General features: G+C 34.8%; 27 protein-coding genes and 3 pseudogenes. 21 read left to right on the top strand and 9 right to left on the bottom strand.

The genetic code is table 11. From position 1 onward, the window contains the following. Position 1: 1 nt before the first annotated feature. The 6 genes and pseudogenes from HGO49_RS00585 to HGO49_RS00560 all read right to left on the bottom strand — a co-directional run. Positions 2 to 211, bottom strand: a complete 210-nt coding sequence (locus HGO49_RS00585) for a tail protein X (protein ID WP_172758472.1) — start codon at positions 209 to 211, stop codon at positions 2 to 4. Next, a complete protein-coding gene (locus tag HGO49_RS00580) occupies positions 208 to 555 on the bottom strand; it encodes a phage tail protein (RefSeq protein WP_172758473.1) in 348 nt (115 codons plus the stop codon). Before HGO49_RS00580 ends, HGO49_RS00585 begins: the two co-directional genes overlap by 4 nt. A 1-nt stretch (position 556) precedes the next feature. Beyond that, positions 557 to 2863: a phage tail tape measure protein gene (locus HGO49_RS00575; RefSeq protein ID WP_172758474.1), complete on the bottom strand. Its 2307-nt coding sequence runs from the start codon at positions 2861 to 2863 to the stop codon at positions 557 to 559. A gap of 109 nt (positions 2864 to 2972) precedes the next feature. Beyond that, positions 2973 to 3230 (bottom strand): phage tail assembly protein, encoded by a 258-nt coding sequence (locus HGO49_RS00570; protein ID WP_017532593.1) that lies wholly within the window; start codon positions 3228 to 3230, stop codon positions 2973 to 2975. A 133-nt stretch (positions 3231 to 3363) separates the two neighbouring features. Further along, on the bottom strand, positions 3364 to 4275 hold the full coding sequence (locus HGO49_RS00565; RefSeq protein WP_172758475.1) for an Rpn family recombination-promoting nuclease/putative transposase: 912 nt from the start codon (positions 4273 to 4275) through the stop codon (positions 3364 to 3366). A gap of 95 nt (positions 4276 to 4370) precedes the next feature. After that, positions 4371 to 4652, bottom strand: a pseudogene (locus HGO49_RS00560) (phage major tail tube protein); the annotation flags it as partial. Between the two features lie 206 nt (positions 4653 to 4858). Between HGO49_RS00560 and HGO49_RS00555 the strand changes: the two are divergent. Beyond that, entirely contained in the window at positions 4859 to 5824 is a 966-nt protein-coding gene (locus HGO49_RS00555) for an IS110 family RNA-guided transposase (RefSeq protein ID WP_017532573.1), read from the top strand. 137 nt (positions 5825 to 5961) lie between these two features. Here HGO49_RS00555 and HGO49_RS00550 read toward each other — a convergent pair whose 3' ends face one another. Then, the gene (locus HGO49_RS00550) at positions 5962 to 6468 is read right to left on the bottom strand and encodes a phage major tail tube protein (protein ID WP_017532574.1); all 507 of its coding nucleotides are present in this window, start codon (positions 6466 to 6468) and stop codon (positions 5962 to 5964) included. Between the two features lie 325 nt (positions 6469 to 6793). On the opposite strand from HGO49_RS00550, the pseudogene HGO49_RS00545 reads away from it, so the two are divergent. The 20 genes and pseudogenes from HGO49_RS00545 to HGO49_RS00450 all read left to right on the top strand — a co-directional run. Then, positions 6794 to 7750 (top strand): annotated as a pseudogene (locus HGO49_RS00545) (terminase gpA endonuclease subunit); the annotation flags it as partial. Beyond that, positions 7740 to 7964: a gpW family head-tail joining protein gene (locus HGO49_RS00540; RefSeq protein ID WP_077188541.1), complete on the top strand. Its 225-nt coding sequence runs from the start codon at positions 7740 to 7742 to the stop codon at positions 7962 to 7964. The pseudogene HGO49_RS00545 and the gene HGO49_RS00540, both read left to right, overlap by 11 nt. After that, positions 7965 to 9377 carry a phage portal protein gene (locus tag HGO49_RS00535; RefSeq protein WP_172758476.1) on the top strand — a complete coding sequence of 471 codons (1413 nt, stop codon included), beginning with the start codon at positions 7965 to 7967 and terminating at the stop codon, positions 9375 to 9377. 13 nt (positions 9378 to 9390) lie between these two features. Beyond that, positions 9391 to 10422: pseudogene (locus tag HGO49_RS00530) on the top strand (S49 family peptidase). A 75-nt stretch (positions 10423 to 10497) separates the two neighbouring features. Beyond that, positions 10498 to 10869, top strand: a complete 372-nt coding sequence (locus tag HGO49_RS00525) for a head decoration protein (protein ID WP_010405448.1) — start codon at positions 10498 to 10500, stop codon at positions 10867 to 10869. 36 nt (positions 10870 to 10905) lie between these two features. Then, positions 10906 to 11910, top strand: coding sequence for a major capsid protein (locus tag HGO49_RS00520; protein WP_172758477.1), 1005 nt, complete (start codon positions 10906 to 10908; stop codon positions 11908 to 11910). A 95-nt stretch (positions 11911 to 12005) separates the two neighbouring features. Beyond that, the gene (locus tag HGO49_RS00515) at positions 12006 to 12311 is read left to right on the top strand and encodes a head-tail joining protein (RefSeq protein ID WP_172758478.1); all 306 of its coding nucleotides are present in this window, start codon (positions 12006 to 12008) and stop codon (positions 12309 to 12311) included. 1 nt (position 12312) lies between these two features. After that, a complete protein-coding gene (locus HGO49_RS00510; protein ID WP_172758479.1) occupies positions 12313 to 12813 on the top strand; it encodes a phage tail protein in 501 nt (166 codons plus the stop codon). After that, positions 12810 to 13286: a hypothetical protein gene (locus tag HGO49_RS00505; RefSeq protein WP_172758480.1), complete on the top strand. Its 477-nt coding sequence runs from the start codon at positions 12810 to 12812 to the stop codon at positions 13284 to 13286. Before HGO49_RS00510 ends, HGO49_RS00505 begins: the two co-directional genes overlap by 4 nt. Beyond that, complete coding sequence (locus HGO49_RS00500; RefSeq protein WP_172758481.1) at positions 13273 to 13737, top strand: phage baseplate assembly protein V; 465 nt, start codon at positions 13273 to 13275, stop codon at positions 13735 to 13737. Before HGO49_RS00505 ends, HGO49_RS00500 begins: the two co-directional genes overlap by 14 nt. Then, on the top strand, positions 13734 to 13994 hold the full coding sequence (locus tag HGO49_RS00495; protein ID WP_172758482.1) for a PAAR domain-containing protein: 261 nt from the start codon (positions 13734 to 13736) through the stop codon (positions 13992 to 13994). The genes HGO49_RS00500 and HGO49_RS00495 overlap by 4 nt, the downstream gene beginning before the upstream one ends. Beyond that, positions 13991 to 14326, top strand: a complete 336-nt coding sequence (locus HGO49_RS00490; RefSeq protein ID WP_019078516.1) for a GPW/gp25 family protein — start codon at positions 13991 to 13993, stop codon at positions 14324 to 14326. The genes HGO49_RS00495 and HGO49_RS00490 overlap by 4 nt, the downstream gene beginning before the upstream one ends. 2 nt (positions 14327 to 14328) lie before the next feature. Next, positions 14329 to 15135 carry a baseplate assembly protein gene (locus HGO49_RS00485; RefSeq protein ID WP_172758483.1) on the top strand — a complete coding sequence of 269 codons (807 nt, stop codon included), beginning with the start codon at positions 14329 to 14331 and terminating at the stop codon, positions 15133 to 15135. 105 nt (positions 15136 to 15240) lie between these two features. Further along, positions 15241 to 16584, top strand: a complete 1344-nt coding sequence (locus HGO49_RS00480) for an ankyrin repeat domain-containing protein (protein WP_237398568.1) — start codon at positions 15241 to 15243, stop codon at positions 16582 to 16584. 30 nt (positions 16585 to 16614) lie between these two features. Then, positions 16615 to 17763 carry a phage tail protein gene (locus HGO49_RS00475; RefSeq protein WP_172758484.1) on the top strand — a complete coding sequence of 383 codons (1149 nt, stop codon included), beginning with the start codon at positions 16615 to 16617 and terminating at the stop codon, positions 17761 to 17763. A gap of 167 nt (positions 17764 to 17930) precedes the next feature. Next, entirely contained in the window at positions 17931 to 18644 is a 714-nt protein-coding gene (locus HGO49_RS00470) for an ankyrin repeat domain-containing protein (RefSeq protein ID WP_172758485.1), read from the top strand. Between the two features lie 38 nt (positions 18645 to 18682). Further along, on the top strand, positions 18683 to 19180 hold the full coding sequence (locus tag HGO49_RS00465; protein WP_172758486.1) for an ankyrin repeat domain-containing protein: 498 nt from the start codon (positions 18683 to 18685) through the stop codon (positions 19178 to 19180). A 4-nt stretch (positions 19181 to 19184) separates the two neighbouring features. After that, positions 19185 to 19616, top strand: a complete 432-nt coding sequence (locus HGO49_RS00460; protein ID WP_172758487.1) for a DUF2924 domain-containing protein — start codon at positions 19185 to 19187, stop codon at positions 19614 to 19616. A gap of 2 nt (positions 19617 to 19618) precedes the next feature. Then, entirely contained in the window at positions 19619 to 21127 is a 1509-nt protein-coding gene (locus tag HGO49_RS00455) for a recombinase family protein (protein ID WP_172758488.1), read from the top strand. A gap of 156 nt (positions 21128 to 21283) precedes the next feature. Continuing rightward, positions 21284 to 22804, top strand: a complete 1521-nt coding sequence (locus HGO49_RS00450; protein ID WP_172758489.1) for an ankyrin repeat domain-containing protein — start codon at positions 21284 to 21286, stop codon at positions 22802 to 22804. Between the two features lie 308 nt (positions 22805 to 23112). On the opposite strand, the gene HGO49_RS00445 is transcribed toward HGO49_RS00450, so the two are convergent. After that, positions 23113 to 24459 carry a leucine-rich repeat domain-containing protein gene (locus tag HGO49_RS00445; protein ID WP_172758490.1) on the bottom strand — a complete coding sequence of 449 codons (1347 nt, stop codon included), beginning with the start codon at positions 24457 to 24459 and terminating at the stop codon, positions 23113 to 23115. Positions 24460 to 24874: 415 nt separating this feature from the next. Next, complete coding sequence (locus HGO49_RS00440) at positions 24875 to 25972, bottom strand: hypothetical protein (protein WP_172758491.1); 1098 nt, start codon at positions 25970 to 25972, stop codon at positions 24875 to 24877. Positions 25973 to 26123 lie beyond the last annotated feature (151 nt).

Genomic DNA, 26123 nt, shown 5'->3' with positions numbered 1-26123 from the left:
TTTATTCCCAAACCTTTAAAGTTGACTTTTGTAGAGGCTTTTCTCTTACAGGCAATGTAATTTTCAGTCCTGCCGGTAAAAAGCTTCCATATTCCGCAAGTCCAGGATTTTTTTCCAAGACCACTTCTACTACTCCTGAAGTAAATCCATAGTGTTCCCAGCAAATATAGTCCAACATGTCCTTCTCTTTTGTCAAGTAATATATAGTCATGAATAGCGCCTCAAACTTAAATTAAATTCAACTTTCTTTGGTAACCCACAAGGGAAAAATGACGTTAGCTTTTCTTCAAAACGAGTAATTACAAATTGTCCTAAAATATTACCTAAACTATCTACTAAAACATTTGGGTTTTCAGCTTCTTTCATATTCTTTAATTGATTTAGCCCGTTGAGATTATGTGGATAAATCGTTCCTTCTAAATCTATATTTTCTATACCTTGACCGATATTTTGTAATAGTGGTATATTTTCAATACACTCAATTGTACTCCAACGATTTTCTCTATTATACTTTAAACTTGTTGGAGCAAATTTATAAGGGCCAAGAGACAACATTTTAATAAACGGAGTCTATGGTATCAAATAAAACATCACGTGACTTTTCTCTTATCCTTTTTATTACTTCATCTGCAAGACTACGAACATCTTGATTTGGCTCTGCTTTAATGCTGATAGTATAATTATTAGTGATGTTCTGAGTTTTATTTTGTTCTTTATTTTCAAATTTACTCTTTGCAAATATCTTATCATTATCACTCTCTGTAAACTTTTTCTCCTCAATAAGGCTTTTGATTCTGAAGCTATTCTGATTTCTATTGGAAAATTCTTTAATTATACTGTTACCTAGCAAAGGATTTCCACTGTTGAGAATATTACTCTTTAGGGGACTATGTACTGCTTTTATTTCAGTAACAATACTTTTTCTTTTTTCAAATTCTTTCAGTGGACTATTTTTAGCAAATATGCTACTAACTGTATTTTCTATCCATGAAAAGGCTTCTCCTATAGGTTTAATGAGTGATTTTATGTATTCCAAAAAGCTAGAAAAAAAGTCTTTCACCTTTTGCCAGTTAGTCACAACAAGAGCTGCACCAGTAACAAGACATGCTATTAAAAATCCAATCGGGTTACTCATTATAGCGAGTGTTATTGCTCTTAGTCCTGTTACTACTGCAGGAAAAACTGTAGCTGATAAAAATGAAAATACTCCAAGTAGGTTTGCTTTCAGACTAAAAATCGTACTTCCTAGCAATGTAAATCCGTATCCTAGTCCTACTGCTACAATTTTTAAACTTATTAAAGCTGCTATAGTTCCCATGATTGCTGTAGTTAAGGTTGGATATTTTTCTGCAAACTCTGCTATATATCTAGTTTTTTCTTGTAAAAATTCAGCTATAAATTTTAAAGTAGGCAGCATCACCGAGCCCAGGTTCATACCAACTTCAGCTATTGCATTTCGAAGGAGTCTTAATTTATTGGCTGTAGTGTCTGCACGATTTTTGAATTCTTTTTGCAGAGAGCTTCCGTACTTTTCTGTGTTAGCCAATAACTTTATTGCATCCTCATACTTATTAAAACTTCCAGCTAATAATGCAATGTCATCTTGATATTCCTGACCGAAAAGTTTCATCAGGATTGTAGAACGTTCCTGATTATCCATTTTCTTTAGAGTTTGAAAAAAGTAGAGTAATGCTTCTTCCCCATTTTCACTTATTCTTTGCACCATTTCTTCTGTAGCTATACCCATTTCTTCTAGCGCTGCCTTAAATTCTTTTCCTTGTCCTTCAGCAGTTTGAAGCTTAGAAAGTAAAGCATTTATAGCAGTTGCAGCTTTTGCTGGTTGTTTGCCTAAACTAATGAAAGCATTTACTAAACTGCTTGTTTGTTCAAACTTTAATCCAAACTGCTTTGCAGTACCACCAACTATTGCTAGAGCTTCAACCATATCTTTTGCTTTAGCAGCAGTGTTATCTGATAAGTGGTTGATGACATTACCAACATGCTCCATTTCACTAACATCAATTCCATAAACGTTAGAGAGTTTAGCTATGGAATCACCTGCTTGCTCTGCAGACATATCAAATGCTGTAGACATTTTTGCCACTGTTTCTGTAAACTTAAAAAGATCTTCTTTCTTGATACCAAGTTGACCACCGCTTGCAGCTATTTGTGCTAATTCTGCGGCTGATAATGGTATTGTTCTTGACATTTCCTTTAACCCTTCAGCAAATTTAGTTACTTCATCTTTTTTATTATCAAACTTTACTACCTTCTTAACATCAGCCATAGCCGATTCAAAATCAATCGCAACTTTAACTGGAGCTGCAAGCGAAAGACCTAGCCCAATAGTCTCTATAATTTGTGACTTAAAATGTGCCTTACTTGCTAAAAAACTTTGGTGACTACGTATTGCAGATCCAAGCTTACCATACTTGCCTTTCAGCGCTTCAATGGACGAGCCAAGTTTATATTGGTCGCTTACTAATGACTTAATATTTCTTCCACTTTTTCTTACTTCTTCATTAAATGAATGCAAAGCATCTCTCTTTTTCAAATATGCTTCTTTTGCTTTTATTGCGGAGGTTTTGGCCTTGTCAAATTCTGCTTTTAAAGTTTTGCTTGGTTTCTCCACCGCTTTCATTTGTTTAGCTAAAGATTTTACTTGATCTTCAAAGCCCTTCCACGACCTCCTGCTAGTCAAAACATCACTACCCAACTGCTTAAATTTTGATACTGATTTTAAAGATGAATCAAGCTTTCTTATATTCTCACCAAGACGAGTAAGTTGACTGCTACTTCCTTTTATTACAGTATTAAAACTGCCATCTAAGACTGCTCCGATTTTTATAGATAACGTTGACATTTAGACCTCTTTGCTGTTTCTTCCCATAAGATAAATTCGTTAAATTCCATATCAAGAATGTGCTCAACTCCACCACCTATGATAGAGCTAAGCACGAGTACTTCTAATCTCAAGTCTTTTGAATAATTGGTGAAAAAAAATCCTTTAATACCTCTTGAATTTTCACATAATCAGCAATATCTAACTCTTCAATTGCTTCTTTTGCAACTGATGTCAGGTTGGCAGTCAAAGTCACTTCCTTATTTAGGTCACTACCATTAATGCGTTCTATTGCCAAATAGTCTCTAACTTTTGGACGTCTAATGGTAAGTTCTGAAACAGAAATTCCATCAACTGTTATTGGGTTATTAAGTGTTATAGCTTGCATGTTCCTCCTTAAAAAGTTAATTAAATAAAAGTCTATATCGGCTTTTACATAACTAATTTTTTTTACTATAGTTTTTGTGTTTGATTAACGATCCTTCATACTAAATTTCTCAATATAAAGATGATAGTAGGGTTTATTTTTCCTCAACTTGAATTAATTCTTGAACTTCATCGACAGAAAGACCTGTACACTTGACAATAGTGCTAATATCAACATTATTAGTCAACATCGCTTTTGCAACTTCAATCTTTCCTTCAATCTTTCCTTCAATCTTTCCTTCAATCTTTCCTTCAATCTTTCCTTCTTTTTTGGCATCATCAAGTTTTTGAGCAAGGACAGCCTGTTCATCACGAATACGCTTGGTCTCCTGTTCATATGCTATAAACTCTTTTTCTGACCAGTTAAACCTGTTTAGCTCTTCGTACGCTTTTTTGATTATTACGTCACTTCCTGTTATTCTTTCCAATTCTTCTTCACTTGTTTCATCAGCGTACTTAAAAAAATACACCCACTTCTCAACTATATTTGAAAGCTGATCTTCTTTAGTTTTGGAAAATTTAGGCAGTTCAATAAATACAAAGTAAAAATCTTTTAGATCATGTTCATTAGTATCTTCATCCCGAATGGTGTGTTTTGATTTATACTCAGACTTATCCGGAAATAGTATACAATCTGCTATAGCAATAAAGATAATTTCCTTAAGGTCATGGTATTGATCACCTTTATCTGCTTGTCTTGAATAGGCTTTAGCAGCGTAATATTGGGCACGTTTTTCAAAGCCTTTGGTTTTAGCAACCTGCATCTCAATTATCCATTGTACTCCTGTTGAATCTTTACATAGCACATCAACAATACTTTGTTTTTTAGCGGCAATTTCAGGATCTTGAATAGTACTTAAAAACTCTATATCCTGTATTGCATTTTTGCCAGTAAAGCTCAAAATATCATTGAGGAAGTGAATGAGGATGTCTTTATTCTTTTCTGTACCAAAGATACGGCGAAATGCTATATCATTTTTAGGATCGAGAAATTTAGATAAAGCCATAGCACAAATGCTTAAAAAACATTAATAATTATACAGTATTATCAGTAATTTTTCAATAAAAAAGTGGTTATATGAAAAGGCATCCATCTATTCCATTAAATCCCTAAAATCGTTTGCAGCAAGGCCATTTGATCAACACCGTTTATCTTTCTTATCATATTTTCAGCATCGATCTCTATCAGTTCATTACCACCTATAGTAAGTTTATAGTAATGAGCAGCTACAGTACACTTCAGCGTTGCTTTTTCAGCAGGTTTCCAGTTACCAAAATCAAATTCTCTGAATATGCCCCTAAGGTTGATTATTACTCCTTCAATATCATTGTTTCCGCTGCCTTGTAATCCTCCACGGAGCGTTAAAGATACTGAGTTTCCATCTTATATGTTGGAAATATGTTCTTACAAATTAAAGTAAGAACTGAAGAGAAGAGGAACCGTTTCCCATCTTGGTCACAAGGACCGTTTGATAGCAAGGTTCTCTTCTTTGATTTATTATACTGAAAGTTCCGAACAACTGATTGAGCTTTTAGGCTCGTATATAAGAGTGGAAAATGCAGTATTACATATTATTTTATGGAGGAATTATGAATTCATCAAACATTATTGCTGGCGTTGATGTTAGCAAAAGTAAATTAGATATCCACATTCACCCACTTGAGCATTATAAAATATTTGAAAACAATGTACAATCCATTGATGAAATGCTGGACTTTTTACGTTTGCATAATGTAACCAAAGTTGGTCTTGAGGCAACTGGTGGATACGAAAAATTATGTGCCTATACTTTACTAAGCAATGGTTTTGAAGTGTACATCATTCAACCAAGGTGGGTAAGAGACTATGCTAAAAGCCTCGGTATTACTACAAAAACTGACAAAATAGACTGCAGTATCATCTCACGTTATATTAATAACACAGATATGCGTGCTATTCCTTTAAAAGTTGATAATGGTAATATTGATTACTTGAAACAAAAGCTATCTCGTAGGAACCAGCTAGTAGAAATAGCAAAAATACAAAAAAACCAAATCCAACAGATAACTGATACATCTATAATCAAACAGATAGAAGAACTTCTTGCAATTTTACAAAATCAAATAAAAACTTTAGAAGATGAGATAATTACATTTATTGATCAAAACCAAGAGCTTAAGAAAAAATACATATCAATAACCAGTATACCAGGTATAAGTAAAATCACAGCCACCACTTTGATTTGCCATTTGCCTGAACTTGGAACCCTTCAAAAAAAACAAATATCTAGCCTTGTCGGACTTGCACCTTTTAATCGAGATAGTGGCTCTAGTAGAGGAAAAAGGTGCATCCAGGGAGGTAGATCACAAATCAGGAAAGTTTTACACATGTGTATTCTCAGTGCACAAAAAGTTAATTCTTATATCAAACCTTTCTTTACTAGATTATACAATCAATATAAAAAGCCATATAAAATTGCTTCCACTGCTGCTATGAGAAAGTTACTTTTACTTGCTAACTCTTTAGTAAGAGATGGCAGGGTTTTTACTGAGGAATACAGCCCTAAATCTGCTTAGATCTTTAGTAGAGTGTGGTTGTGCTCTAATTGCGTAAAAGTCAATAATAATTTTTATATCATTGAAAATATTTTTTGATGTAAAATTCAACTCTAATAGGGTTATTATTGTCCGCATTTTCTATAAAAAATAAAAACTTAAATACCTAAAACTGTCTGCAGTAAGGCCATCTGATCAACGCCATTAATTTTACGGATCATATTTTCTGCATCAATTTCAATAAGCTCCTGACCAGAGATGATAAGTTTATAATAATGAGCTGCAACCATGCATCTAAGTGTTGCTTTCTCGGCAGGTTTCCAGCTACCAAAGTCAAATTCTTTGAATATTCCCCTAAGATTTATAACTACTGCTTCAATATCATTACTACCACTTCCTTGCATACCACCCCTGAGTGTCAAAGCTACTGAATTTCCATTTATTAAACCAAAAAGCCTAAATAGCTCTGAATCATATTCAGCAAAAGTAAACTCAGCTTCAAGCTTTTCCATGCCCATGTCAATGCTTATTGGAATATCCATGCCACCTGCACGATATTCTTCTGTTTTGATAGTAAGCTTCGGCAGAGTGATTTCATCGATTTTCCCAGCATAACCTTTACCATCAACAAACACGTTAAAGTTCTTTAAGATTTTTGGCAACATCTTTTTATACCTTTAAAATATAAAATATTTTTTTATTAACCAACCTGACCATTACCTCACCCTAAAGGCTGATAGCTAAAATACTGACATTCTATCTTAAAATTAACCTTCTTTAAGTTAAGGAATATGTGCGTCCACACAAACTATAAGCACATATTCCTTGACCTGTTAAATCTAAAGCTTCATATTTTCCTTAGTTGTTAAAAGAATTTAAGCTCAGAATTACAACTTAAATTACGTAAAAATGCGTTAAAGCATCTTTGACCCACCAAGTAAAAATTATTTTTAGCATTTTTCATTTTTTTATTGATTTTTAACACAACTGCTATCAAGTCTTTACAGTCCTGTTGGCTGGTATAGTTGGAATCAAGCAGTAGAGGATTTTCTGCATAGTAAAGAAAGTGAGCAATTGTTAAAGGTTTGGATAAATACAACGCTTGGAGAAACTTGGGTAGATAAAGGAGAAGTACCGGACTGGAAGCAATTATTTAACAGGAGAGAATTTTTTCCCATAGGCACAGTACCAAAAGGCGAAGTAGTTCTCACAGCAGGTGTTGATGTCCAAAAAGACCGGTTAGAAGTAGAAGTTGTAGCATGGGGAAAAAGCCGTGAAAGTTGGTCAATAGACTATCGAGTATTTGAAGGAGATACAGGAGGAGGAGAAGTATGGGGAAAACTCTCTGAGCTCTTAAATCATCATTTTATCGGTGAAAATGGGCTTGAATACATGATAAGCATGATGGCGGTTGATGCTGGATATGCAACGCAAGAAGTGTATAATTGGGTAAGGAGTCATCAAGGATCTGGAAGAGTAATGGCAGTGAAAGGTGTAAATAAAGCACTAGTACCACTTAGCAGCCCAAGTAGAGTAGATATAACAGTTGGTGGTCAAAAGCTAAAGAGAGGAATAAAGCTATGGCCAGTTGGAGTATCGATATTAAAGTCAGAGCTTTTTCAATTACTTAATGTTTTAAAAGAAGGTGAAGAAGCTCCAGCAGGATATTGTCATTTTCCGGAGTATGCACCTGAATATTTTAAGCAGCTAACGGCAGAGCAATTAGTCAGTAAAGTAGTGAAAGGATATACCAAACAAGAGTGGCAAAAGGTAAGAGAGAGAAATGAAGTACTAGATTGCCGAATTTACGCAAGAGCAGCATCTATTGCGCTTGGTATTGATAGATGGCCAGAGAGTAAATGGAATAGTTTGAGTGGAAAAATGGAAAGCAAAAAGCCTAAAAAAGTAAGACAGAGTAAGTGGCTTGGTAATCAAAATGTACAGTGAAGAATATTTAACTCAAGTTGAGAAAGCAATTCAAAAACTGCAAAGCGGAGAAAGAGTTGTCTCAATTGCATATGGTGACCATGTTGTGCGGTACGGGGAAGTTCAAATAAAGGATTTATTGAATTTAAGACAACGAATTAAGGCTGAGTTAAAAGTTGCAGGCATGAGGCCAAAGAGGAAAATTGTTTTTTCAACGAGTAAAGGAATTTTATAAATGCTGCTAAAAACCTTCAAGCAATTATTTAACAAACCAAAGATAAAAAGCTCAGCGTGGGATGCAGCAGGCTCAGGAAGAAGATTTTTTCACTTTCAACCAGAGTTAGGAAGTATAAACAATTTGCTGTCTCAAAACCTTGAAACTTTACGTAGTAGATCACGTGATATGGTGAGAAAAAATCCTTACGCTGCAAATATAATTGATACGATAGTAAGTAACTCTATTGGAACAGGAATAAAACCGCAATCAAAAGCAAGAGATGGAGAATTTCGAAAGAAAGTACAAGAATTATGGCTAAAATGGACAGATGAAGCAGACAGTAGCGGAGTAAGTGATTTTTATGGATTACAAGCTCTGGTATGTAGGAGCATGATAGAAGGTGGAGAGTGTTTTGTACGCCTCCGAAATCGTAAACTCGAAGATGGATTTTCTGTACCATTGCAACTTCAAGTATTGGAATCAGAGCATTTAGATAACAAAAGCAATCAGACTCTTGCGAACGGCAATATTATTCGTAGTGGTATTGAATTTAACCGACTTGGTCAAAGAGAAGCTTATTACCTATTTAGAGAGCACCCAGGTGAAGGTTCGTTTGGAGAATCAGTTAGAGTACCGGCAAATGATGTTTTACATATCTATAAACCTTTAAGACCTGGGCAAATCAGAGGGGAGCCTTGGCTTTCTAATATACTGCTGAAACTTTATGAGCTTGATCAATACGATGATGCAGAATTAGTGAGAAAAAAGACAGCAGCGATGTTTGCAGGGTTTATTACAAGACTTGATCCAGAAGCAAATATCATGGGAGAAAGTGAAAGTAATGAGCAAGGAGTAGCACTATCTGGACTGGAACCTGGAACAATGCAGCTTTTAGACCCAGGAGAAGACATAAAATTTTCAGAGCCGTCTGATGTTGGGGGAAGTTATGAAGCATTTATGAGACAGCAACTGAGGGCAATAGCGATTGGTACAGGAATAACATATGAGCAGCTAACAGGAGATTTAACCGGTGTTAATTATTCATCCATTCGAGCAGGGCTGATAGAGTTTCGCAGAAGGTGCGCAATGTTACAGCATAACGTGATAGTGTTCCAGTTTTGTAGACCTATTTGGAATAGATGGCTAGAATTAGCAGTACTTTGTGGAGAACTCCGTATAGATGAAAAAGTAGTAAAAGCAGCGAAAGAAGAAGTAAAATGGATACCACAGGGATTTGATTGGGTGGATCCACTGAAAGACCAGCAAGCACAACAAATGGCAGTAAGAAATGGATTTAAGAGTCGATCGGAAGTAGTATCAGAAATGGGTTACGATGTAGAAGAAATTGACCAAGAAATAGCAGAAGATCAAAAGCGTGCTAATTCTTTTGGACTTTGTTTCGATTCTGACGTTAACCATAAAGTAGAATAAGGAAAGGAAGGTGATGTGGATAAATAAGCCAATAATGGTAGAGAGAAGAAGCTTTGAACTACTATCATTATATAACAGCAAACAACCTATCTTTAAGAACTCAAAGTATTTTCATATAAACCCAAAAGGAATAGCAATAATACGTATTTATGGAGTTTTGACTAAAAAAAAAAAAACAGAAGCTTTTGATCATATTTTAGACATGACTTCGTATGAAAATATTCATGAAGAGATAGAGAGTGCTTTAGAAGATAAAAGCATAGAGACGATTCTACTTGATATAGACAGTCCGGGAGGAGAAGTAAATGGAGTATTTGACTTAGCTGATTTTATCTATAGTGCAAGAGGAAAAAAGAGGATAATAGCAATAGCAAATGATGATGCATACTCTGCTGCATATGCAATAGCTTCTAGCGCTGAGAAGGTATTTGTGAGCAGAACTTCTGGTGTTGGGCAGTATTGGAGTAATAGCAAGTCATATAGATCAAAGTAGGTTTGATGAAAAACAAGGTATTAAGTACACCACAATCTTTGCTGGTAGTCGAAAGAATGATTTAAACCCACATGAGCAAATGACGTCTGAAAGTCTGGAAAGCTTACAAAAAGAAGTAGACCGACTATATGAAATGTTCGTCCAGCTAATAGCACGTATAATCGCAATCTTTCTATACAAGCAATCAAATCAACGGAAGCAGGGCTATATTTTGGCGAGAAAGCAGTAGAAATAGGTCTTGCAGATGGAGTTACAACATTTTTTGAATTTATCAACAATCATAAAAGTAGGAGTGTTAGTATGACAACTATTGAGGAGAACTATCGTAGAGAAATTTTAGAGATAATAAGATTATGTAATGTATCAAAGATGCCAGAAAAGATAGGAGAATTTATAGAGCAAGGAGTAAGTATTGAGAAAGCACGGGAAGTTTTAATGGAGTTACTTGCAGAGCGAACGAAAAAGACAGAGATACTGAGTGCAATACCACAGAATTCAGGAGAAGAGTTGATGATGCAGGTAGCTAAAGCTAGAGCACAATCAAGTATTTAAGTTTTTTTATAACCGCCGCATACAATAACTACAAACATGGCGGTAAAACTAAAGGAAAAAAGGAGAAAAGAAAATATGACATGTATAACCGAACAAAATAATCTAGGTGACCTATTAAAGTATGAGGCATCAAGTTTATATTCAAGAGACCAAATAACGGTAGCAAAGGGACAAAATCTGAAGCTAGGAACAGTAGTTGGTTATGATACTAAAGATAATTTAATTAAAGCTTTAAATCCAACTGCCACAGATGGTACACAAACAGCGATAGGTGTAATAGCAAGCGATGTAAACGCAAAGGAAAATAGTAAAGGAGTAATTATTGCTCGTGGTGCAATGCTAGCTGATCATGCAGTTGTATGGCCAGCAAATATCACTGAAGAGCAGAAAGCTGCAGCAATAAAGCAACTTGAAGCACGAGGGATCATTATCCGCAAGGGAGCTTAAAAAGCTATTAAAAACACAAAAGGGGGAAAATAAAAAATGCAAAATCCATTTACAAATACAGCATTTAGCATGACGGCACTAACAAATGCGATGAATATATTGCCGATAAATTATGGACGGGTTGCAAATTTAAATTTATTTCCAAATAGGTCAGTAAGATTTAGACATATTACAATAGAAGAACATAACGGAGTTTTAAGTTTACTACCAACGCAGTTACCCGGAGCACCAGGAGCAGTAGGAAAAAGAGGAAAAAGAAAGGTAAGAACATTTACGATTCCGCACATTCCGCATGATGATGTAGTGTTACCAGAGGAAGTACAGGGAATAAGGGCATTTGGATCAGAAAGTGAACTGAAAGCGCTGGCAGACGTAATAACTGACCATTTACAGCTAATGAGAAACAAACACGCAATAACATTAGAGCATTTGCGTATGGGAGCGCTGAAAGGAATAATTTTAGATGCTGACGGGTCAGAATTATTAAATCTGTACAACGAATTTGAAATCACACCAAAAGTAGTAAATTTTGCACTGGGAACAGCGACAACTGATGTAAAACGTAAGTGTCTGGAAGTACTCCGGCACATAGAAGATAATCTAAGTGGTGAATATATGACAGGAATTCATGCCTTGGTAAGCCCTGAGTTTTTCGATGCATTAACTTCTCACGTTAAAGTAAAAGAAGCATATGAAAGATGGCAAGAAGGAGCAGCGCTAAGGAATGATATGAGATCAGGATTTACGTTCTGTGGAATAACATTTGAGGAATATAGAGGGCAAGCAACAGATCCTGAAGGAACCGTGAGAAGATTTATTGAGAAAGATACGGGGCACTGTTTTCCACTAGGAACAGCAAGCACATTTACAACATATTTTGCACCAGCAGATTTTAATGAGACAGTAAATACTCTTGGACAGCCACTCTATGCAAAACAAGAACCAAGGAGGTTTGATAGAGGAACAGATTTACATACGCAGTCAAATCCTCTTCCAATGTGCCACAGACCTGGAGTGTTAGTAAAAGTCGCTATAGCGTAACATACTGGTAGAGTAATTACAAGTTGGTGAGGCACAGAACGACTCTACCGGTATGCGCTTTCTTAGCATATAAAGGTTAGTATATTAAAAGAAATATGCAAGAGAATATTAAGAGACTATTTAAAGATTGTTTTGCCCATTTAGGAGAAGTGGCTTTATATAAATCAAAGGATAAGTCATATATGGTACAGGTATTAAAGCAAGAGCCAGATAAATTATACGAGATTGGTGAAGGACAATTTGTGGAAGAAACTTTAGCGTTAGAAGTAAGTGCGTTTGATGTGTTAAAGCCAATAGTAGGAGATGTTTTTGTTATAGGTGATCGAAGATATAAAGTACACTCACCGCCACTTAGAGACAAGTCTGGAATAACGTGGAAAATAAAAGCGTCTGGGGTGTAAAATGTCTATTCATATAGAAGTTGAGGTAATAGAAAGTGTAAATGCTAAAAGAAGAAAAGTAGAATTAGCAACGGTAAAGGCATTAAACAAAACGGCACTATGGTTAAAAGCGCAAGCAGCTAAGGAAATCAGTGAGGAAAAGAAGATAAAATTAACGGTAATGAGAAAAAGGTTGCTAATCTTTAAAGCGAAAGCAGGTAGGTTAGAGGTTTTAATAAGAGCAAACTTGTATGATGTAAGGGCTTCATCTATTGGCAGTATGAGAGAAACAAAAAGAGGTACGAAAACAGGAAATCATGAGTTTATAGGAGCATTTACTGCAACAATGCCAAGAGGTTATAAAGGAGCTTTTAAACGTGAAGGAAGAGCAGCATTGCCAATAAAGGAAGTTAAATTGCCATTGGAACCAGAAGCATCAAAAGTAATAAGAGATCTTGTTAATTATGAGGTTGAGAAAGTGTTTGAAAAGTTCTTTGAGCGTGATATTACAGAAAATGTATGAATTTTAAAGATTTACATCAAGCAATTTGCACTAAGTTAAAAGAAGAAATATCAGCAATACAGACGTGCAAAATTTATCCATCAATAAGAAAAGAATTAGTAGCGCCAGCGGTGTTTGTAGAACTTAGCAGTCTTGAAAAAGGAGATGATCCTGGAACAGAAGAATTAGCGCTGAAAGCAAGATTTGAAGCACGAATAGTAATTGATAGCACGGTAGAAAATGCACCTATTCTTGTCAGAACATTAGCTGCTGAGGTTGCGAGAGTAGTAAATAAAAATACTTGGAATATGAAAAATGTTTCACCGGGAGAATTTATATCAGGAGGAGGAGATGACTTTAGACCAGAGCTCGATGCATATTTAGTGTGGATGGTTGAATGGGTTCATGAGATACATATTGGTAAATCAGTGTGGTCAGAAACTGGAATTAAGCCGCATATTATAGAGATAGGTAACGTATATGTTGGATCATAGTTTTGCGATTTCAGAGCTGAATAGGAAGCTAGCAAACGTTATTCGTATAGGAGTGGTAAAAGAAATAGATTATGAAAAAGCAAAAGTAAGAGTTAAAATAGGAGAATTTTTAACAGATTGGTTGCCGTGGATAACGAGTAAAGCAGGAAAAGATAGAGATTGGTCTCCGCCAGATATTGATGGACAGGTTATGGTATTTTCTCCTCTTGGTGAAGTATCATTAGGAGTGGTGTTAGCAGGAATATATCAGGAAAAATACCCTGCACCAGAGAATAAAAAAGAAATAAATAGTATAAAATTTCAAGATGGGACGAAGTTTACATATGATAAAGGTAAGCATCATTTAGAGATTGAAGTAGTAGACAAAATAACACTTAAGGCTGGGGGATCAAGTATAGAAATGACAAAAAGTGGAATAAAACTGAAAGCAGAAAGGATCGACTTAAATTGAACAAAGGAATAGTGAGGTTAGGAGACTACTGTGGAGAAGCTATACCACATTTCTGCATTAGCGGCAGTAACAATGTTTTTGTAAATGGTAAGCAAATTTGCAGGCAAGGAGATAGTTTTAGTGAAGGAAAAATATTAATAGAAGGATCTAAAACAGTATTTGCCAATGGGTTTGGTATAGGAAGAGTAGGAGATATAGTTTCATGTGGGTTTAAAGTAATTAGAGGGAGTTCTGATGTTTTTACAGAGCCAGTATGAAGGGAATGAGCAAAGAAACAGGTAAAGAACTAGAGGGTTTAGAACACTTAAAGCAATCGATAATTGATATACTGACCACTCCTATTAAGAGTAGAATAATGAGAAGAGATTATGGATCAAGATTATTTGAGTTAGTAGATAAGCCAATAAATAGGGATTTAACTTTGGAAATTTACGCAGCAACTGCAGAAGCTTTGGAAAAATGGGAAAAAAGATTTAAGTTAGAAAAAGTAAAAATAACAGAAGTGAAAGAAGGAAAAGTAACGCTTGACCTAGAAGGATTGTACTTACCAAGTGGAAAAAATATTCGCTTTGATGGAGTTGTGGTATAAAGATGGAGCAGCCAAATATTATCGAGCCACTGAACTTTGAGGAAATCTTTTCGAGAATGAAGGAAGAGTTAGTAAAGCGAGATGCAAGTTTTACAGGATTGGTAGAAAGTGATCCAGCAATGAAGGTATTAGAAGTAGCAGCATGGCGAGAACTTTTGCTTAGAGAAAGAATAAATGAAGCAGTAAAGAGTAACTTACTTAAATTTGCGACAGGAGAAGATCTTGATAATTTGGCTGAGTTTTATGGAGTGGAAAGACAAAAAGAAGAAGAGGATGAAAGATTTAGAAAGAGGGTAAAAGCAAAAATAGCAGGTTGGTCAACAGGAGGAAGTAAGGAATATTATAAATATCATGCACTGTCAGCAGATAGTAGAGTAAAAGATGCACTAGTGGAATCAACTATACCAGGAAAAGTACAAATTTCAATCTTATCAACACAATTATCCACAACTGGCATAGTGTTAGAAGAGCTACTTGAAATTGTAAGAAAGCAAGTTACCAGAGATGATATAAGGGTTTTAACAGATACAGTAACAGTAATTGGTTGCAATATTACGGAAATAGATATTCACAGCAGAATGAGCATAAGTCCTGTAATATCAGAGGAAGAAATCACGAAGCAGTTTATTGAGAAGTTTGAAGCAAATAGAAGGCTGGGATGGAATGTTACAAGATCTTGGATAATAGCAAATCTATTTGTAGAGGGTGTAGAAAACGTAGAATTAATAGAGCCAAAAGAGGATGTTATGGTGCTAGGTAATGAATGTGCTCATTTAGGTCATTTAGAACTTGAATTAGTAGAAGGTTAAGAATTGTATGAAGCTTGCATTGCAACAACGTTGAGAAAGCGATAAGTTGACAATAGTAAAAATATTATATATAATTATTAAGTAATATATAAATTAAAAATAGTTATGACAGGAGAGATAGAACAGAATATTCAATGTGATTTGGAAAATTTTGCAAGTTGGTTATCACAATTGAGTAAAGAAGAGCTTAAAAAAATAATTTATGAAAAGCACAATATACAAGACGATGAACTTGACGTGCAAATAAAAAGAAAAATCGACAATATTGTTAGAGAAGGTCACAGAGACTGTTTGAACATGTCCAAACTGTTAATCGAAAAAGGATTCTACTCTTATATTATAGATGAGCGCAATAACGGGTTTGATGAAGATTCTGAACCAGTGGAATGGAGAGAAAGTGTTGGACGGCTCATACCTCCAGGAAAGTTTCAATCAAGCATACCTTGTTTTCACTTAGAGAGCACTAATATCTTAGTGGGTGAAAATACTGAGCTAATGTTTGATATATCAAATTCATCTGTTGCAAAAGGTGATATTGAGAAAGATAAAAACATTAACAAGTATAGTTTACTCTATGGTAATAATCCGATTCTTCTTGCTATATCTAAAGGGTGGAATCATATTAACGAAGATGACTATAGTAGGATTTGTGATAATCTTCAGGAACACATCAATCAAGGTGAATTGATATTACCTAAATACGAGGAAAATTTGGAACGAAAGCTATGTATAAGAAATGGTATAGATGCAGATAAAAAAATATTAAAAAAATGTTCAGGGCTTTTGAAACAAAGGGATATTATAAGTAAATTACTAGAAAGAGAAGACCTTGATATAAATTGTATTCATCTTTCTAATGGTATGACACCGTTACACATAGCATGCCTTAGAGGTGATTCTCCAGAATTAATTCAAAGATTATTAGACAAAGGAGCAAATCCTGATGCTGTCAATTACAAGGGCGAGAAACCTATTGATATGATTGGCTATAGTTATGAGGACACTCAGAAAATCATAGAGAGCATAACTGGGGGATATAAATTTGAATCTGAGGAAAAGTATGATGAAAATAAATCTGTAGTTGCAACATTACCAACTCGAAAGGAAAGGGAGGATAATATTAAAGTAATAAGAGAAATATTACATGCTGCCAAAAGCCGCTCAAATACTTCTACTGTTGATGATCAAATACCTAAGTATAACAATGCAAAAAAAGCAATAACTATTTCAACATTGGTAGCTATTACAGTAATGTTTCCATTATCTATATATCTTATTGTTCAAGGAAGTTTTGTAGCAGCAGGAATAGTAGTAGGTTGTATTATTGTTGCAGCAGCTGTTCTGTACCATAGCGATAACAGTAAAGCTGATAATAAATTGCCAAGAGGATTACTTAATGATTTTAAATCTGGTCCTGAGAGCTTTAAAGAAAGGAGTTCAATACTTTAAATCACGAGTCAAATCGATAAATAAAAGCTAATGTTACTACCCCAAAACGCAACAAAGCAAGAAAAAGCGCTGGTTAATGCAATAGATTATAAAGTAGATATCCAAAGAGGGTTTAAATTTAGATTGGAAGAAGAAACATTGTTGTGGATAATAGAAGAATATGGCTTAGAAGAAATACTACGCTGGGTAAAAGACAAAAGAAAAGCTGTAGTAGAAGGAGTGAAATTTCAAAGACTGAGAGGAACCCCAGCATCACTCAAAATAGCACTAAAGTGGGCGAATATAGAAGATATTACAATTATCGAAGAACCACCTGGTAAACATTTTTTTGAACTGCAGATAGGGATAAGGGATGTTCCAAATAACTTTTTTGTAGATGCGGTTGTAGAGCTTGCAAAACTATCATTACCAGCAAGATCAAGACTAATGAGGATGTTTAATGATTACTACAACGTTGATAGGTTTATTTTAGATGAAAGTTTTTTTGGAAATTTGTTATCGGATTACTCAGGTATAAAGGTTGAAAAAGATGGACCAGTACTGTCATTTGGTAGAAAGAACACATTTGAGCTAAAAGTCTTGAATTCAAGTTTTAAGTTTAGTACTTTTCGTGTTCATTATGAGCAGGCATTTAGTAATGACATATATCGGTTAGATGTGGCAGTACTTGGAGAAACAGAGCCTCACACAAAGGATTACAAAGGTATCTATGAAAGAAGTCATCAGTGGTACAATTTAAAAGCACTATATCCATTACCACAAAGTTTATTACCATCGATTAAATTTGCAAAAGCGCAGATTGTACTGTCAGATAGCTGGAAATTAGGAGAAATAAATAGCTGTTTTCCGGTTGGTAGAATAGAAGAAGAAGGAAATAAATTTGTATTGGGAAACGATAAACTTTCAGGGCAACGTTGGAATTTAAAACACAAGCCAATTTTAGAAAGGTTTAGCGTCACTCATTTTTATCAAACAAAGAATTTCATTGACCAGAAAATAGTAGGATACGTTATAGCAGAACACAATGTTTACTATAAAAATGATTCAGAGCAAAAAGACTCAATACACGAATTAGAAAAGCACATTTTAGTGTTTTACCCGGGAGTACTGAAATGGCACGAACATCGACATTTGCACAGAAGTTGGAAAAATAGTCAAGTAATATGTGTAATAAGTTAAGTACTTATATTTAGATCCTCATATATTATATTAATAATAGGTAAAAGTATATGAAATAAAAAGAAAAAGACTTGCTTTCTCATGCTAAAAAGGACATGACTTGAATAGCAGCAGGTAAATATAAGAAATTTGTCTGGCGCTAGAAAAGCTAATTTTGTGAGGTAAGTATGAAGTTTAGCAAAGAATCTTTTAGTAAGTTTTTTAAAGAAGTATCAAGTAACGGGTTTAAAAACATTAATAAAAGAAATGAAGAAGGAGAGACAATATTACACCAAGCAGTGGAAATCTCTGATTACAAAACAGTGAGATTATTAATAAAAAAAGGGGCAGAGGTAAATGCAAGAGATAAAAATGGTTATACACCACTACACTGTGCAGTATTTGCGAAAAGCTTAGAAAATGTAAAAGTGCTGCTAAGGGAAGGAGCGGAAGTAAATGTTACTCAATATGTCACTGGATGTACGCCACTCCACTCTGCGTGCAAAATAGGAGGAGTTGAAATAATAAAAGAGCTAGTAAAAGCGGGAGCTGAAGTTAATCAACTGAATAAGTACGGCGCAACACCAATGTATTACATCTGGGAAAGTGAAAAGTATTGTCTATGTGATAGTAAAGAAAGTGAAAAGGCAAGTAAATTTTTGAGAGAAAAAGGTGGAGTAACAAAAAGTAGAGAACTGACGTGCTATGGAATAGAGAGGCTAGTGGGAGAAATAGCAGATATGTTGAATGGAAGCTATATGCCGGAGTTAAAAATAATAGAGATAGGAGAAATAAGGAAGAGAGACAAATCACTAATCAAGGAAGAATGTGAAAATTTAGCAAGCAAAATAATGAGCCAAGTAAGTGAAATGATAGATGAGGTAGCGAAAAGGAATACTTAAAAGAGGGATTTAAATTTAAAGAAAAGGTGGGGTGGATTATGTTAAAGCTTGGCAAATTTAATAAGTCAGCAAAAGAATTATTAGAGAACTCATATAAAAATATTTATGCAAGAGACGAGAATGGAAGAACAGCTCTGCATTATGCAATAAACGCAAAAACAGTGAAGTTATTAGTCGAAAAAGGAGCGAATGTGAATGCAGCAGATGCAAGAGGATATACAGCACTGCATCTAGCGGTAACGGAGAAACGTCTAGAAACCGTGAGAGAACTGATAAAATCAGGAGGGAATGTAAATGCTGAGGAATATGGAAGTAAATGCACACCTCTACACCTTGCGTGCATGGTAGGTGAAAAAGAAATAGTGGAGGAGCTGGTAAAAGCTGGAGGAGAAATAGAACAAGAGGATACGTTTGGAATGACAGCAATGGATTATGCGAAAAATAGTAAAGAGATAACCAAGGTATTAAAGAAAGAAACAGACAGAATTGAAAAGTTATTTGAACAGCAAAGTGGGAAATCTTCTATGAGAGGCTAAAAGCATGGAGAAAGAAATAGAAAAGAAGGTAATGAATTTAGAGAAAAAAGCGTTGGTAGAGTTGAGAAGAATATGGAAGAAGGTATTTGGGGAAGAAGCGCCTAGATACTCAAAGAAATATCTGATACCGAGATTAGCTTATAGAATGCAGGAAAAAGCGTATGGAGAAATGTCAAGAAAAGGAGCAAAAAGACTAGAGTATCTGGCAGATCGGCTAGAGAAGGGAAAAAGAATAAGTAGCGATAAATTACCAGTAGAAGGGACAGAATTAATACTAGAGAGAGGAGAAGAGACGCATGCAGTAATGGTAACAGATAAGGGTTTAGTCTACAGAGAAGAGTTTTATACATCATTGTCAGCAGTAGCTGGAAAAATAATGGGAATGAGCTACAACGGACCTTTATTATTTGGAATGCGTGATAAAAATGGAAGTTGAAAATGTTAAAAGAAGTAAGGTGTGCGATATATACAAGAAAATCAAATGAGGATGGGCTAGAACAAAAGTTTAATAGCCTTGATGCCCAGCGAGTAGCATGTGAAAAGTACATAAAGAGCAAAGAAGGCTGGGTAGCATTGGCAAAAAGGTACGATGATGGAGGCTATTCAGGGAAAAATTTAGAAAGGCCAGCAATAAAGGAATTATTTGAAGATGTTAAGGGAGGAGAAGTAGACTGTGTGGTAGTGTATACGCTAGATAGGCTATCAAGAGAAACAAAAGACAGCATAGAAGTAACGTCATTTTTTAGAAGGCACCGAGTAAATTTTGTAGCAGTAACGCAAATATTTGACAATAATACGCCAATGGGAAAATTCGTACAAACGGTATTATCAGGAGCAGCACAGCTAGAAAGAGAGATGATAGTAGAGAGAGTAAAAAACAAAATAGCAACATCAAAAGAGCAAGGAATATGGATGGGTGGAACTTTACCGCTTGGATATGATGTAAAGGATAAAGAATTAATAATAAATGAGAAAGAAGCAAAGACAGTAAAGCATATATTTGCAAGATATTTGGAGCTGAAGTCAATGGCAGGACTGGCAAGGGAGCTAAATAGAGAAGGTTACAGAACAAAATCAGATACCTTTAAAAAGGCAACGGTGAGAAGAATAATAACAAATCCAATATATATGGGAAAAATCAAACATTATGAAAAAGAGTATGAAGGAAAGCATGAAGCAATAATAGAAGAGGAAAAGTGGAAAAAAGCACAAGAATTGATAAGTAATCAACCGTATCGAGGAGTAAAATATGAGGAAGCGCTACTAAAGGGAATAATTAAATGTAAGAGCTGTGATGTAAATATGACACTGACATACTCAAAAAAAGAGAATAAGAGATATCGATATTACGTATGCAACAATCATTTAGTTGGAAAAAGCTGTGCGTCAAAGAGTCGGAATATAGTAGCAGGAGAAGTAGAAAAAGAAGTAATGAAGAGAGCAGAGCACCTATACGAAAATTGGCAAGAAAAGACCGAAGAAAAAATTGAAAAGTTATGGAAAAATTTAAGTTTTGGAAAGCAGAAAGAAGTAGTGAAAAAGTTAATAAGAACAGTATTGGTGAGAGAGGATGGAATAGACTTGAGTTCAGAGGGTAAGGTGGAATTTATACCAATAAAAAAGAAAGGAAACAAATACACAGTAGTAGAGCCAGAAGGTAAAACAAACAATGCGTTACTCAAAGCAGTGGTAAGAGCCCATTCCTGGAAACGGCAACTAGAAGAGGGAGAATACGCAAATATAAAAGAGCTGAGTGCAAAAATTAATATAGGTACAAGACGAATACAGCAAATTTTAAGGTTGAACTATTTAGCTCCAAAAATTAAAGAAGACATAGTAAATGGGAGGCAGCCAAGGGGTTTGAAGTTAGCTGACTTAACGGAAATACCGATGTTGTGGAGTGAGCAGATGAAGAAATTTTACAAATTAGCATTATCTTGTTCCTAAAAACCAGTCGCGATAATCTATACTAATCACAGGAAATTAACAAATTGTAATTACTTACGCTGTATTACATACACATTCTGATAATATAACTTAATATATCAGATTTTAAAAGTGTTTATGAATCAATAATCTCTGTAACAAAAAAAGAAGGTATACATGTCTAACAATGAAATAACTCCTGAACAACAGGAAAAATTGAATAAAGACTTGATTTGGGCTGCAAGCAAAGGAGATATTACAAGAGTTGCAAATAAGATATCAGAGGGAGGTGATGTTAATTATAAGGATGATCATGGTAAAACTCCACTGCATAAAGCTGCAGGGCAAGGTCACTCAGCTGTAGTAGAAAAGCTTATAGAAAGTAAAGCTGATGTTAATTCTAAAGACGATACTGGTGAAACTCCACTGCACAAAGCTGCATACTATGGTCATTTAATTGTAGTAGAAAAGCTTATAGAGAAGGGAGCTAAGGTTAATTCTAAGGATAATCGTGGTCAAACTCCACTGCATGAAGCTGAAGTCCAGGGTCACATAGAAGTAGCAAACAAGCTTATGGGCGAGGAGTTGTTATTAAGTTTAACAAGACGAATATCAGAAACACTTAAGAAAGATGAGGAATTCAAAGCAAGCGTAAAAGGTGAAAAGGGAGCTAAAGGCGATGCAGGATCAGCAGGTCTTGGTGGAAGAGACGTAGACCCTGTGGAAGTTGCTGAAAAGTTGGTTACTGATCCATCTAATAAGAATAAGTTGGTAACAGAGATTGCTAGTAATTCGGATTTTCAAGGTGCAGTAGCAAATAGTGTAAAGGATGATACTGCGTTTCAAAATTCTGCTAGGGGGCCAGCGGGTAGCCCAGGGCCAGAAGGTCCTAAAGGAGAAAAAGGCGATCCAGGACTTAAAGGTGAAGATGCAAAACCAGAGAAGGTTGCAGAGCAACTTATGACTACTAAGTCAAAAGAATTAGGAAAAGCAGTACTAGATGTTGCTAATAATGAAAACTATAAATTTTTAGATCACAATAACACACAAGCAAGTATGTCATTTAAGATCGTTAAGGAAGAAAATTATGGTGATATCAGTAGTACAAAGATATCAAATGAGAAAAATAACGATGTTGGTAACTTTTCGAATATAGGATACTTTTTTCAGGATAATGAGTTATATATACGCAATTATTTCACTGACACAAATATCAGAATACCTCAGGAATTCAGCTTTTTAAGAGTGGTGAGTGATGATGATGGAGAACTAAAGTTGGCATTATGCAACAGCTTAGGAAACTTACTGTCCGCATACAAAAAATATGATCCAGAGTACAGAGAATTGCCAGATTTTGTTGAAAATTCTCATATATGTTTACAGAAAGGTAGAAATTTAAATCTATCCTATGATTGGAGACCATTATTTCAGTTAAAGAACGATTCTGAGGGGCAGAGTGTAAGTGTTTATAAAGTTATAACAAATAGAAAAGTAGGTCATCTTATTGATGAGTTTATCTATTATGATCGTAATAATAATCTTCACTACAAAAATTACCATAATCTAGAAACAAATAAAGACTGCTGTTATCGTGAGAACTTATATGTTAATTTTAGTCACAAGCTATTCATATACGGAAATGATACAGAGAATGATAACATACCTGTTCAATTAGAACAAAGCCTTGATTTATTATGATAAGTCAGATAGTATAACCAACATAACATTGCATAATCTCATTTTCTGTGTGTAATTCATAGAGGTTATTACAATAAAAATGTATGGCAAAGCTCAGATAGATTTTATTATTATTAGCGAGCAACAACTCAATGTAACCCTAAAATGTACACCACAGCAATAGTAGATTAGTTTATAGAAACCTTGCATTGTATAACATGTTACAATCGAATATAAAACTTAAAAAGGTAGAATAACCCTTGAGTTCAAGGTAAAAGAGCATGACTAGAAAAGTACGAAAGGTTAAAATAACTTCCTGAGAATAACCTCTATAACTCCCTCAATTGGGGTTCAGGGTGTTGAGTAGCAGATACACCAAATAGCACGCTTTTAACAGCAGAGTATGTACTCACAGTATAATTTTCTTGCTTCTTGTAACTGACTTCTTGACAAAATTGTCCAATCAAAAGACATAATACCGTACTGATGATAGCAACTGGAATGAACGTTATAATAGCATCAACAGGGTTTAAAACAGCGCCACTTGCAAGGTATACTATACTCAAACTTAAGACTACTCCACCAACAAGAGCATGATTGAGCGAGCTACGATAACCAATGTTATTACGGAATAAACAAAGTTTAGTCAGACTAGTAAGGCTACCACTAGCTAAGGCCTTTGCACCTTCACTGCCAATACCATTGGTATCCAAATTTAGGTCAGTAAGATTTTTAAGTTTCTCACTCTTGGCTAAAGCCTTTGCACCTTTATTACCAATACTGTTACAATTCAAATGGAGGCTAGTAAGATTTTTAAGACTCTCACCCTTAGCTAGAGCCTCTATACCTTCATCACTAATATTATTTTCAGATAAATCAAGTTCAACAAGGTTAGTCAAGCTACCATCAGCTAAGGCTTTTGCACCTTCAGGTCCAATATTATTATCACTCAAATCAAGATTAGTAAGATTTTTAACGTTCCCACTCTTAGCTAGAGCCTCTATACCTTCATCACTAATATTATTTTCAGATAAATCAAGTTCAACAAGGTTAGTCAAGCTACCATCAGCTAAGGCTTTTGCACCTTCAGGTCCAATATTATTATCACTCAAATCAAGATTAGTAAGATTTTTAACGTTCCCACTCTTAGCTAGAGCCTCTATACCTTCATCACTAATATTATTTCGAGATAAATTAAGTTTAACAAGGTTAGTCAAGCTACCATCAGCTAAGGCTTTTGCACCTTTAGGCCCAATATTATTTTTAGTTGGATTAATACAAGCAGGTCCATACACCCCCCGATTACCTAAATTAAGCACAGTAAGATTTTTGAGATTCTCACTCTTAGCTAAAGCTTCTACGCCTTCTTCACTAATATTACTGTCAAGTAAACTAAGTTTAGTCAGATTAGTAAGTGTACCATTAGCTAAGGCCTTTGCACCTTCATCGCCAATACGGCTATAAACCAAATAAAGTTCAGTAAGATTTTTAAGATCACTATCAGCTAAGGCCTTTGCACCTTCACAACCAATAGAAATGTCATCTAGATGAACCGAGGTGATAAACCTGTTACTTTGCAAAAAACTTATTAGTTCGCTTACTTGCAGATTTGTACATGACCCGTAAAAGCCTTGCAAGGAAATACGATTGCCATTGACATAATTGTTAAAGTGCATTCTACCCTCTCATTTTAATTGACATACAAACACCTTCTCTAGTATTACAGTAACTTTCAACTTTGTCAATAAATCACTTTAGAAATTGCAGACTCTATAGCGTTACAAAAAATCCAGATACTTTACCAAGTCCCGTTAGTAATGAAACGCATGAAAAGAGCTGTTTTGACTATAATTACGAAGTTAAGCAAATTTATAACTTGCCCAATTTGTGTTCCCAATAATGAATATTGGTATTAGCACTGCCCTTTTATAGTACCGGATAGGAGCTAGTGATGAGCAAATTAATTCAGGACCTAGGAGTTATTTAAATAATGCTTCTATTCAAGGTCATTTGACTTGGGATAAGGGAGTGTTAAATTAATCTTTAATCGGAACCTGATTTAGTTCTACATCAGCCTTCTGTTAAATTCATTCATAAACTTATTACCTCATCATCCTCTACTACTTTTTTGGTTTTCTTTAAAAATTTTTTCCAGAAATGTGGTTTTTTTGATTGTATAGACTGATTCTCTAAGTCGGAACTATAACCGGAAGAATGACTACCATTTTCCCCATTTTTTACTTTATTAGGTTTGTTAGATGAAGGAACACACTTTGAAGCTATACTATGCATAAAACTACGATTATTCTGATCACCTACCTTATTTTTCTCTTCTTTCTGGTTCTCTATTTTTTCAACATATTTTTGTTGCATTTTATTTTTAGCATTATCCTTGCTATCTTTTATTTTTATATTCGACAGATCTTGCTGATATTCACTTTCCTCACTAATTTTCTCTAGACGTTCTTTTAACTCATTCTGAAAGTCTGCATTTTGGTTGTTGGATTTAGCAAAAGAGGAATTTTTTGTTGTAGTACTATCGAGAAATCTTTTACTAGTGTTACTTGTAGTTTCTTTATCACTGTCGTTCCAATAAGATTCATTTCCAGAAGACTCACTTTCACTACAACTTGAGTATGCAACTTTCTTCCTCAGTGAACTAAGTAGGCTCTTTTCTTCATTTTTAAATAGGTTACTTCTTTCTTGAACTTCAACCTTCTTCAATTTAACGCCTTCTCTTATTTGTTCGCATATACTTTCATGATTAACATCACTTTGATTCTTAAGCCTGCCTTGACTTTTAACTTTTTTTAAATCTATACTCTTTACTTGCGTGAGAAAATCACCTGATATTCCTGAATTTTGGTTCGGTAAAGGAGGAGGTAATGGTATAGTTCCTAATGGCATTTCTGTGAGAATATCGTTACTATTTTGTTTCTCTTCAGGAAGATCACAGACGTTATTGTTGTTTATTGCGGGGACAAGTGATTTAACAAGATATATTGCTAAACTTAATGTAATTATTGCAGAAACAGAAGCAATTGCTACAAAGAAAATTGGTATAGGAATGGAATTGAGGATTGCTACACTTAAAGGATAAATAAATACTCCAGTGACAAATGCAGATGTACATAGTGAAAAAGTGGCGATTGAATATCTCAACGTAGATGGGACCTTAAAAGTTACCATTTTTAACCTCATATATTGATTCAATATTTTTAGTAGCATGATTAACATTTTATATCAACTACAAATACAAAAAACCCATTATATAGGATTTTAAAAACTGTTTATACTCCCTTCAGGAGTAAAATATCAAAAGCCAGAATAACCATTTGTA

It is taken from the genome of Wolbachia endosymbiont of Diaphorina citri (assembly GCF_013096535.2).
Classification (GTDB): Bacteria; Pseudomonadota; Alphaproteobacteria; order Rickettsiales; family Anaplasmataceae; genus Wolbachia.
The sequence above is the reverse complement of the archived record's forward strand: the minus strand, read 5'-3'. Positions and strand labels throughout refer to the sequence as shown.

What these genes read in the sequence shown, in the direction of transcription:
- HGO49_RS00475 (WP_172758484.1), top strand. Translation starts at nt 16,615, where the DNA reads ATGTTACTACCCCAAAACGCAACAAAGCAAGAAAAAGCGCTGGTTAAT.
- HGO49_RS00480 (WP_237398568.1), top strand. Translation starts at nt 15,241, where the DNA reads ATGACAGGAGAGATAGAACAGAATATTCAATGTGATTTGGAAAATTTT.
- HGO49_RS00540 (WP_077188541.1), top strand. Translation starts at nt 7,740, where the DNA reads ATGTACAGTGAAGAATATTTAACTCAAGTTGAGAAAGCAATTCAAAAA.
- HGO49_RS00550 (WP_017532574.1), bottom strand. Translation starts at nt 6,468, where the DNA reads ATGTTGCCAAAAATCTTAAAGAACTTTAACGTGTTTGTTGATGGTAAA.
- HGO49_RS00520 (WP_172758477.1), top strand. Translation starts at nt 10,906, where the DNA reads ATGCAAAATCCATTTACAAATACAGCATTTAGCATGACGGCACTAACA.
- HGO49_RS00580 (WP_172758473.1), bottom strand. Translation starts at nt 555, where the DNA reads ATGTTGTCTCTTGGCCCTTATAAATTTGCTCCAACAAGTTTAAAGTAT.
- HGO49_RS00575 (WP_172758474.1), bottom strand. Translation starts at nt 2,863, where the DNA reads ATGTCAACGTTATCTATAAAAATCGGAGCAGTCTTAGATGGCAGTTTT.
- HGO49_RS00570 (WP_017532593.1), bottom strand. Translation starts at nt 3,230, where the DNA reads ATGCAAGCTATAACACTTAATAACCCAATAACAGTTGATGGAATTTCT.
- HGO49_RS00470 (WP_172758485.1), top strand. Translation starts at nt 17,931, where the DNA reads ATGAAGTTTAGCAAAGAATCTTTTAGTAAGTTTTTTAAAGAAGTATCA.
- HGO49_RS00455 (WP_172758488.1), top strand. Translation starts at nt 19,619, where the DNA reads ATGTTAAAAGAAGTAAGGTGTGCGATATATACAAGAAAATCAAATGAG.
- HGO49_RS00565 (WP_172758475.1), bottom strand. Translation starts at nt 4,275, where the DNA reads ATGGCTTTATCTAAATTTCTCGATCCTAAAAATGATATAGCATTTCGC.
- HGO49_RS00505 (WP_172758480.1), top strand. Translation starts at nt 12,810, where the DNA reads ATGAATTTTAAAGATTTACATCAAGCAATTTGCACTAAGTTAAAAGAA.
- HGO49_RS00490 (WP_019078516.1), top strand. Translation starts at nt 13,991, where the DNA reads ATGAAGGGAATGAGCAAAGAAACAGGTAAAGAACTAGAGGGTTTAGAA.
- HGO49_RS00485 (WP_172758483.1), top strand. Translation starts at nt 14,329, where the DNA reads ATGGAGCAGCCAAATATTATCGAGCCACTGAACTTTGAGGAAATCTTT.
- HGO49_RS00585 (WP_172758472.1), bottom strand. Translation starts at nt 211, where the DNA reads ATGACTATATATTACTTGACAAAAGAGAAGGACATGTTGGACTATATT.
- HGO49_RS00555 (WP_017532573.1), top strand. Translation starts at nt 4,859, where the DNA reads ATGAATTCATCAAACATTATTGCTGGCGTTGATGTTAGCAAAAGTAAA.
- HGO49_RS00460 (WP_172758487.1), top strand. Translation starts at nt 19,185, where the DNA reads ATGGAGAAAGAAATAGAAAAGAAGGTAATGAATTTAGAGAAAAAAGCG.
- HGO49_RS00465 (WP_172758486.1), top strand. Translation starts at nt 18,683, where the DNA reads ATGTTAAAGCTTGGCAAATTTAATAAGTCAGCAAAAGAATTATTAGAG.
- HGO49_RS00510 (WP_172758479.1), top strand. Translation starts at nt 12,313, where the DNA reads ATGTCTATTCATATAGAAGTTGAGGTAATAGAAAGTGTAAATGCTAAA.
- HGO49_RS00515 (WP_172758478.1), top strand. Translation starts at nt 12,006, where the DNA reads ATGCAAGAGAATATTAAGAGACTATTTAAAGATTGTTTTGCCCATTTA.
- HGO49_RS00450 (WP_172758489.1), top strand. Translation starts at nt 21,284, where the DNA reads ATGTCTAACAATGAAATAACTCCTGAACAACAGGAAAAATTGAATAAA.
- HGO49_RS00525 (WP_010405448.1), top strand. Translation starts at nt 10,498, where the DNA reads ATGACATGTATAACCGAACAAAATAATCTAGGTGACCTATTAAAGTAT.
- HGO49_RS00440 (WP_172758491.1), bottom strand. Translation starts at nt 25,972, where the DNA reads ATGGTAACTTTTAAGGTCCCATCTACGTTGAGATATTCAATCGCCACT.
- HGO49_RS00535 (WP_172758476.1), top strand. Translation starts at nt 7,965, where the DNA reads ATGCTGCTAAAAACCTTCAAGCAATTATTTAACAAACCAAAGATAAAA.
- HGO49_RS00445 (WP_172758490.1), bottom strand. Translation starts at nt 24,459, where the DNA reads ATGCACTTTAACAATTATGTCAATGGCAATCGTATTTCCTTGCAAGGC.
- HGO49_RS00500 (WP_172758481.1), top strand. Translation starts at nt 13,273, where the DNA reads ATGTTGGATCATAGTTTTGCGATTTCAGAGCTGAATAGGAAGCTAGCA.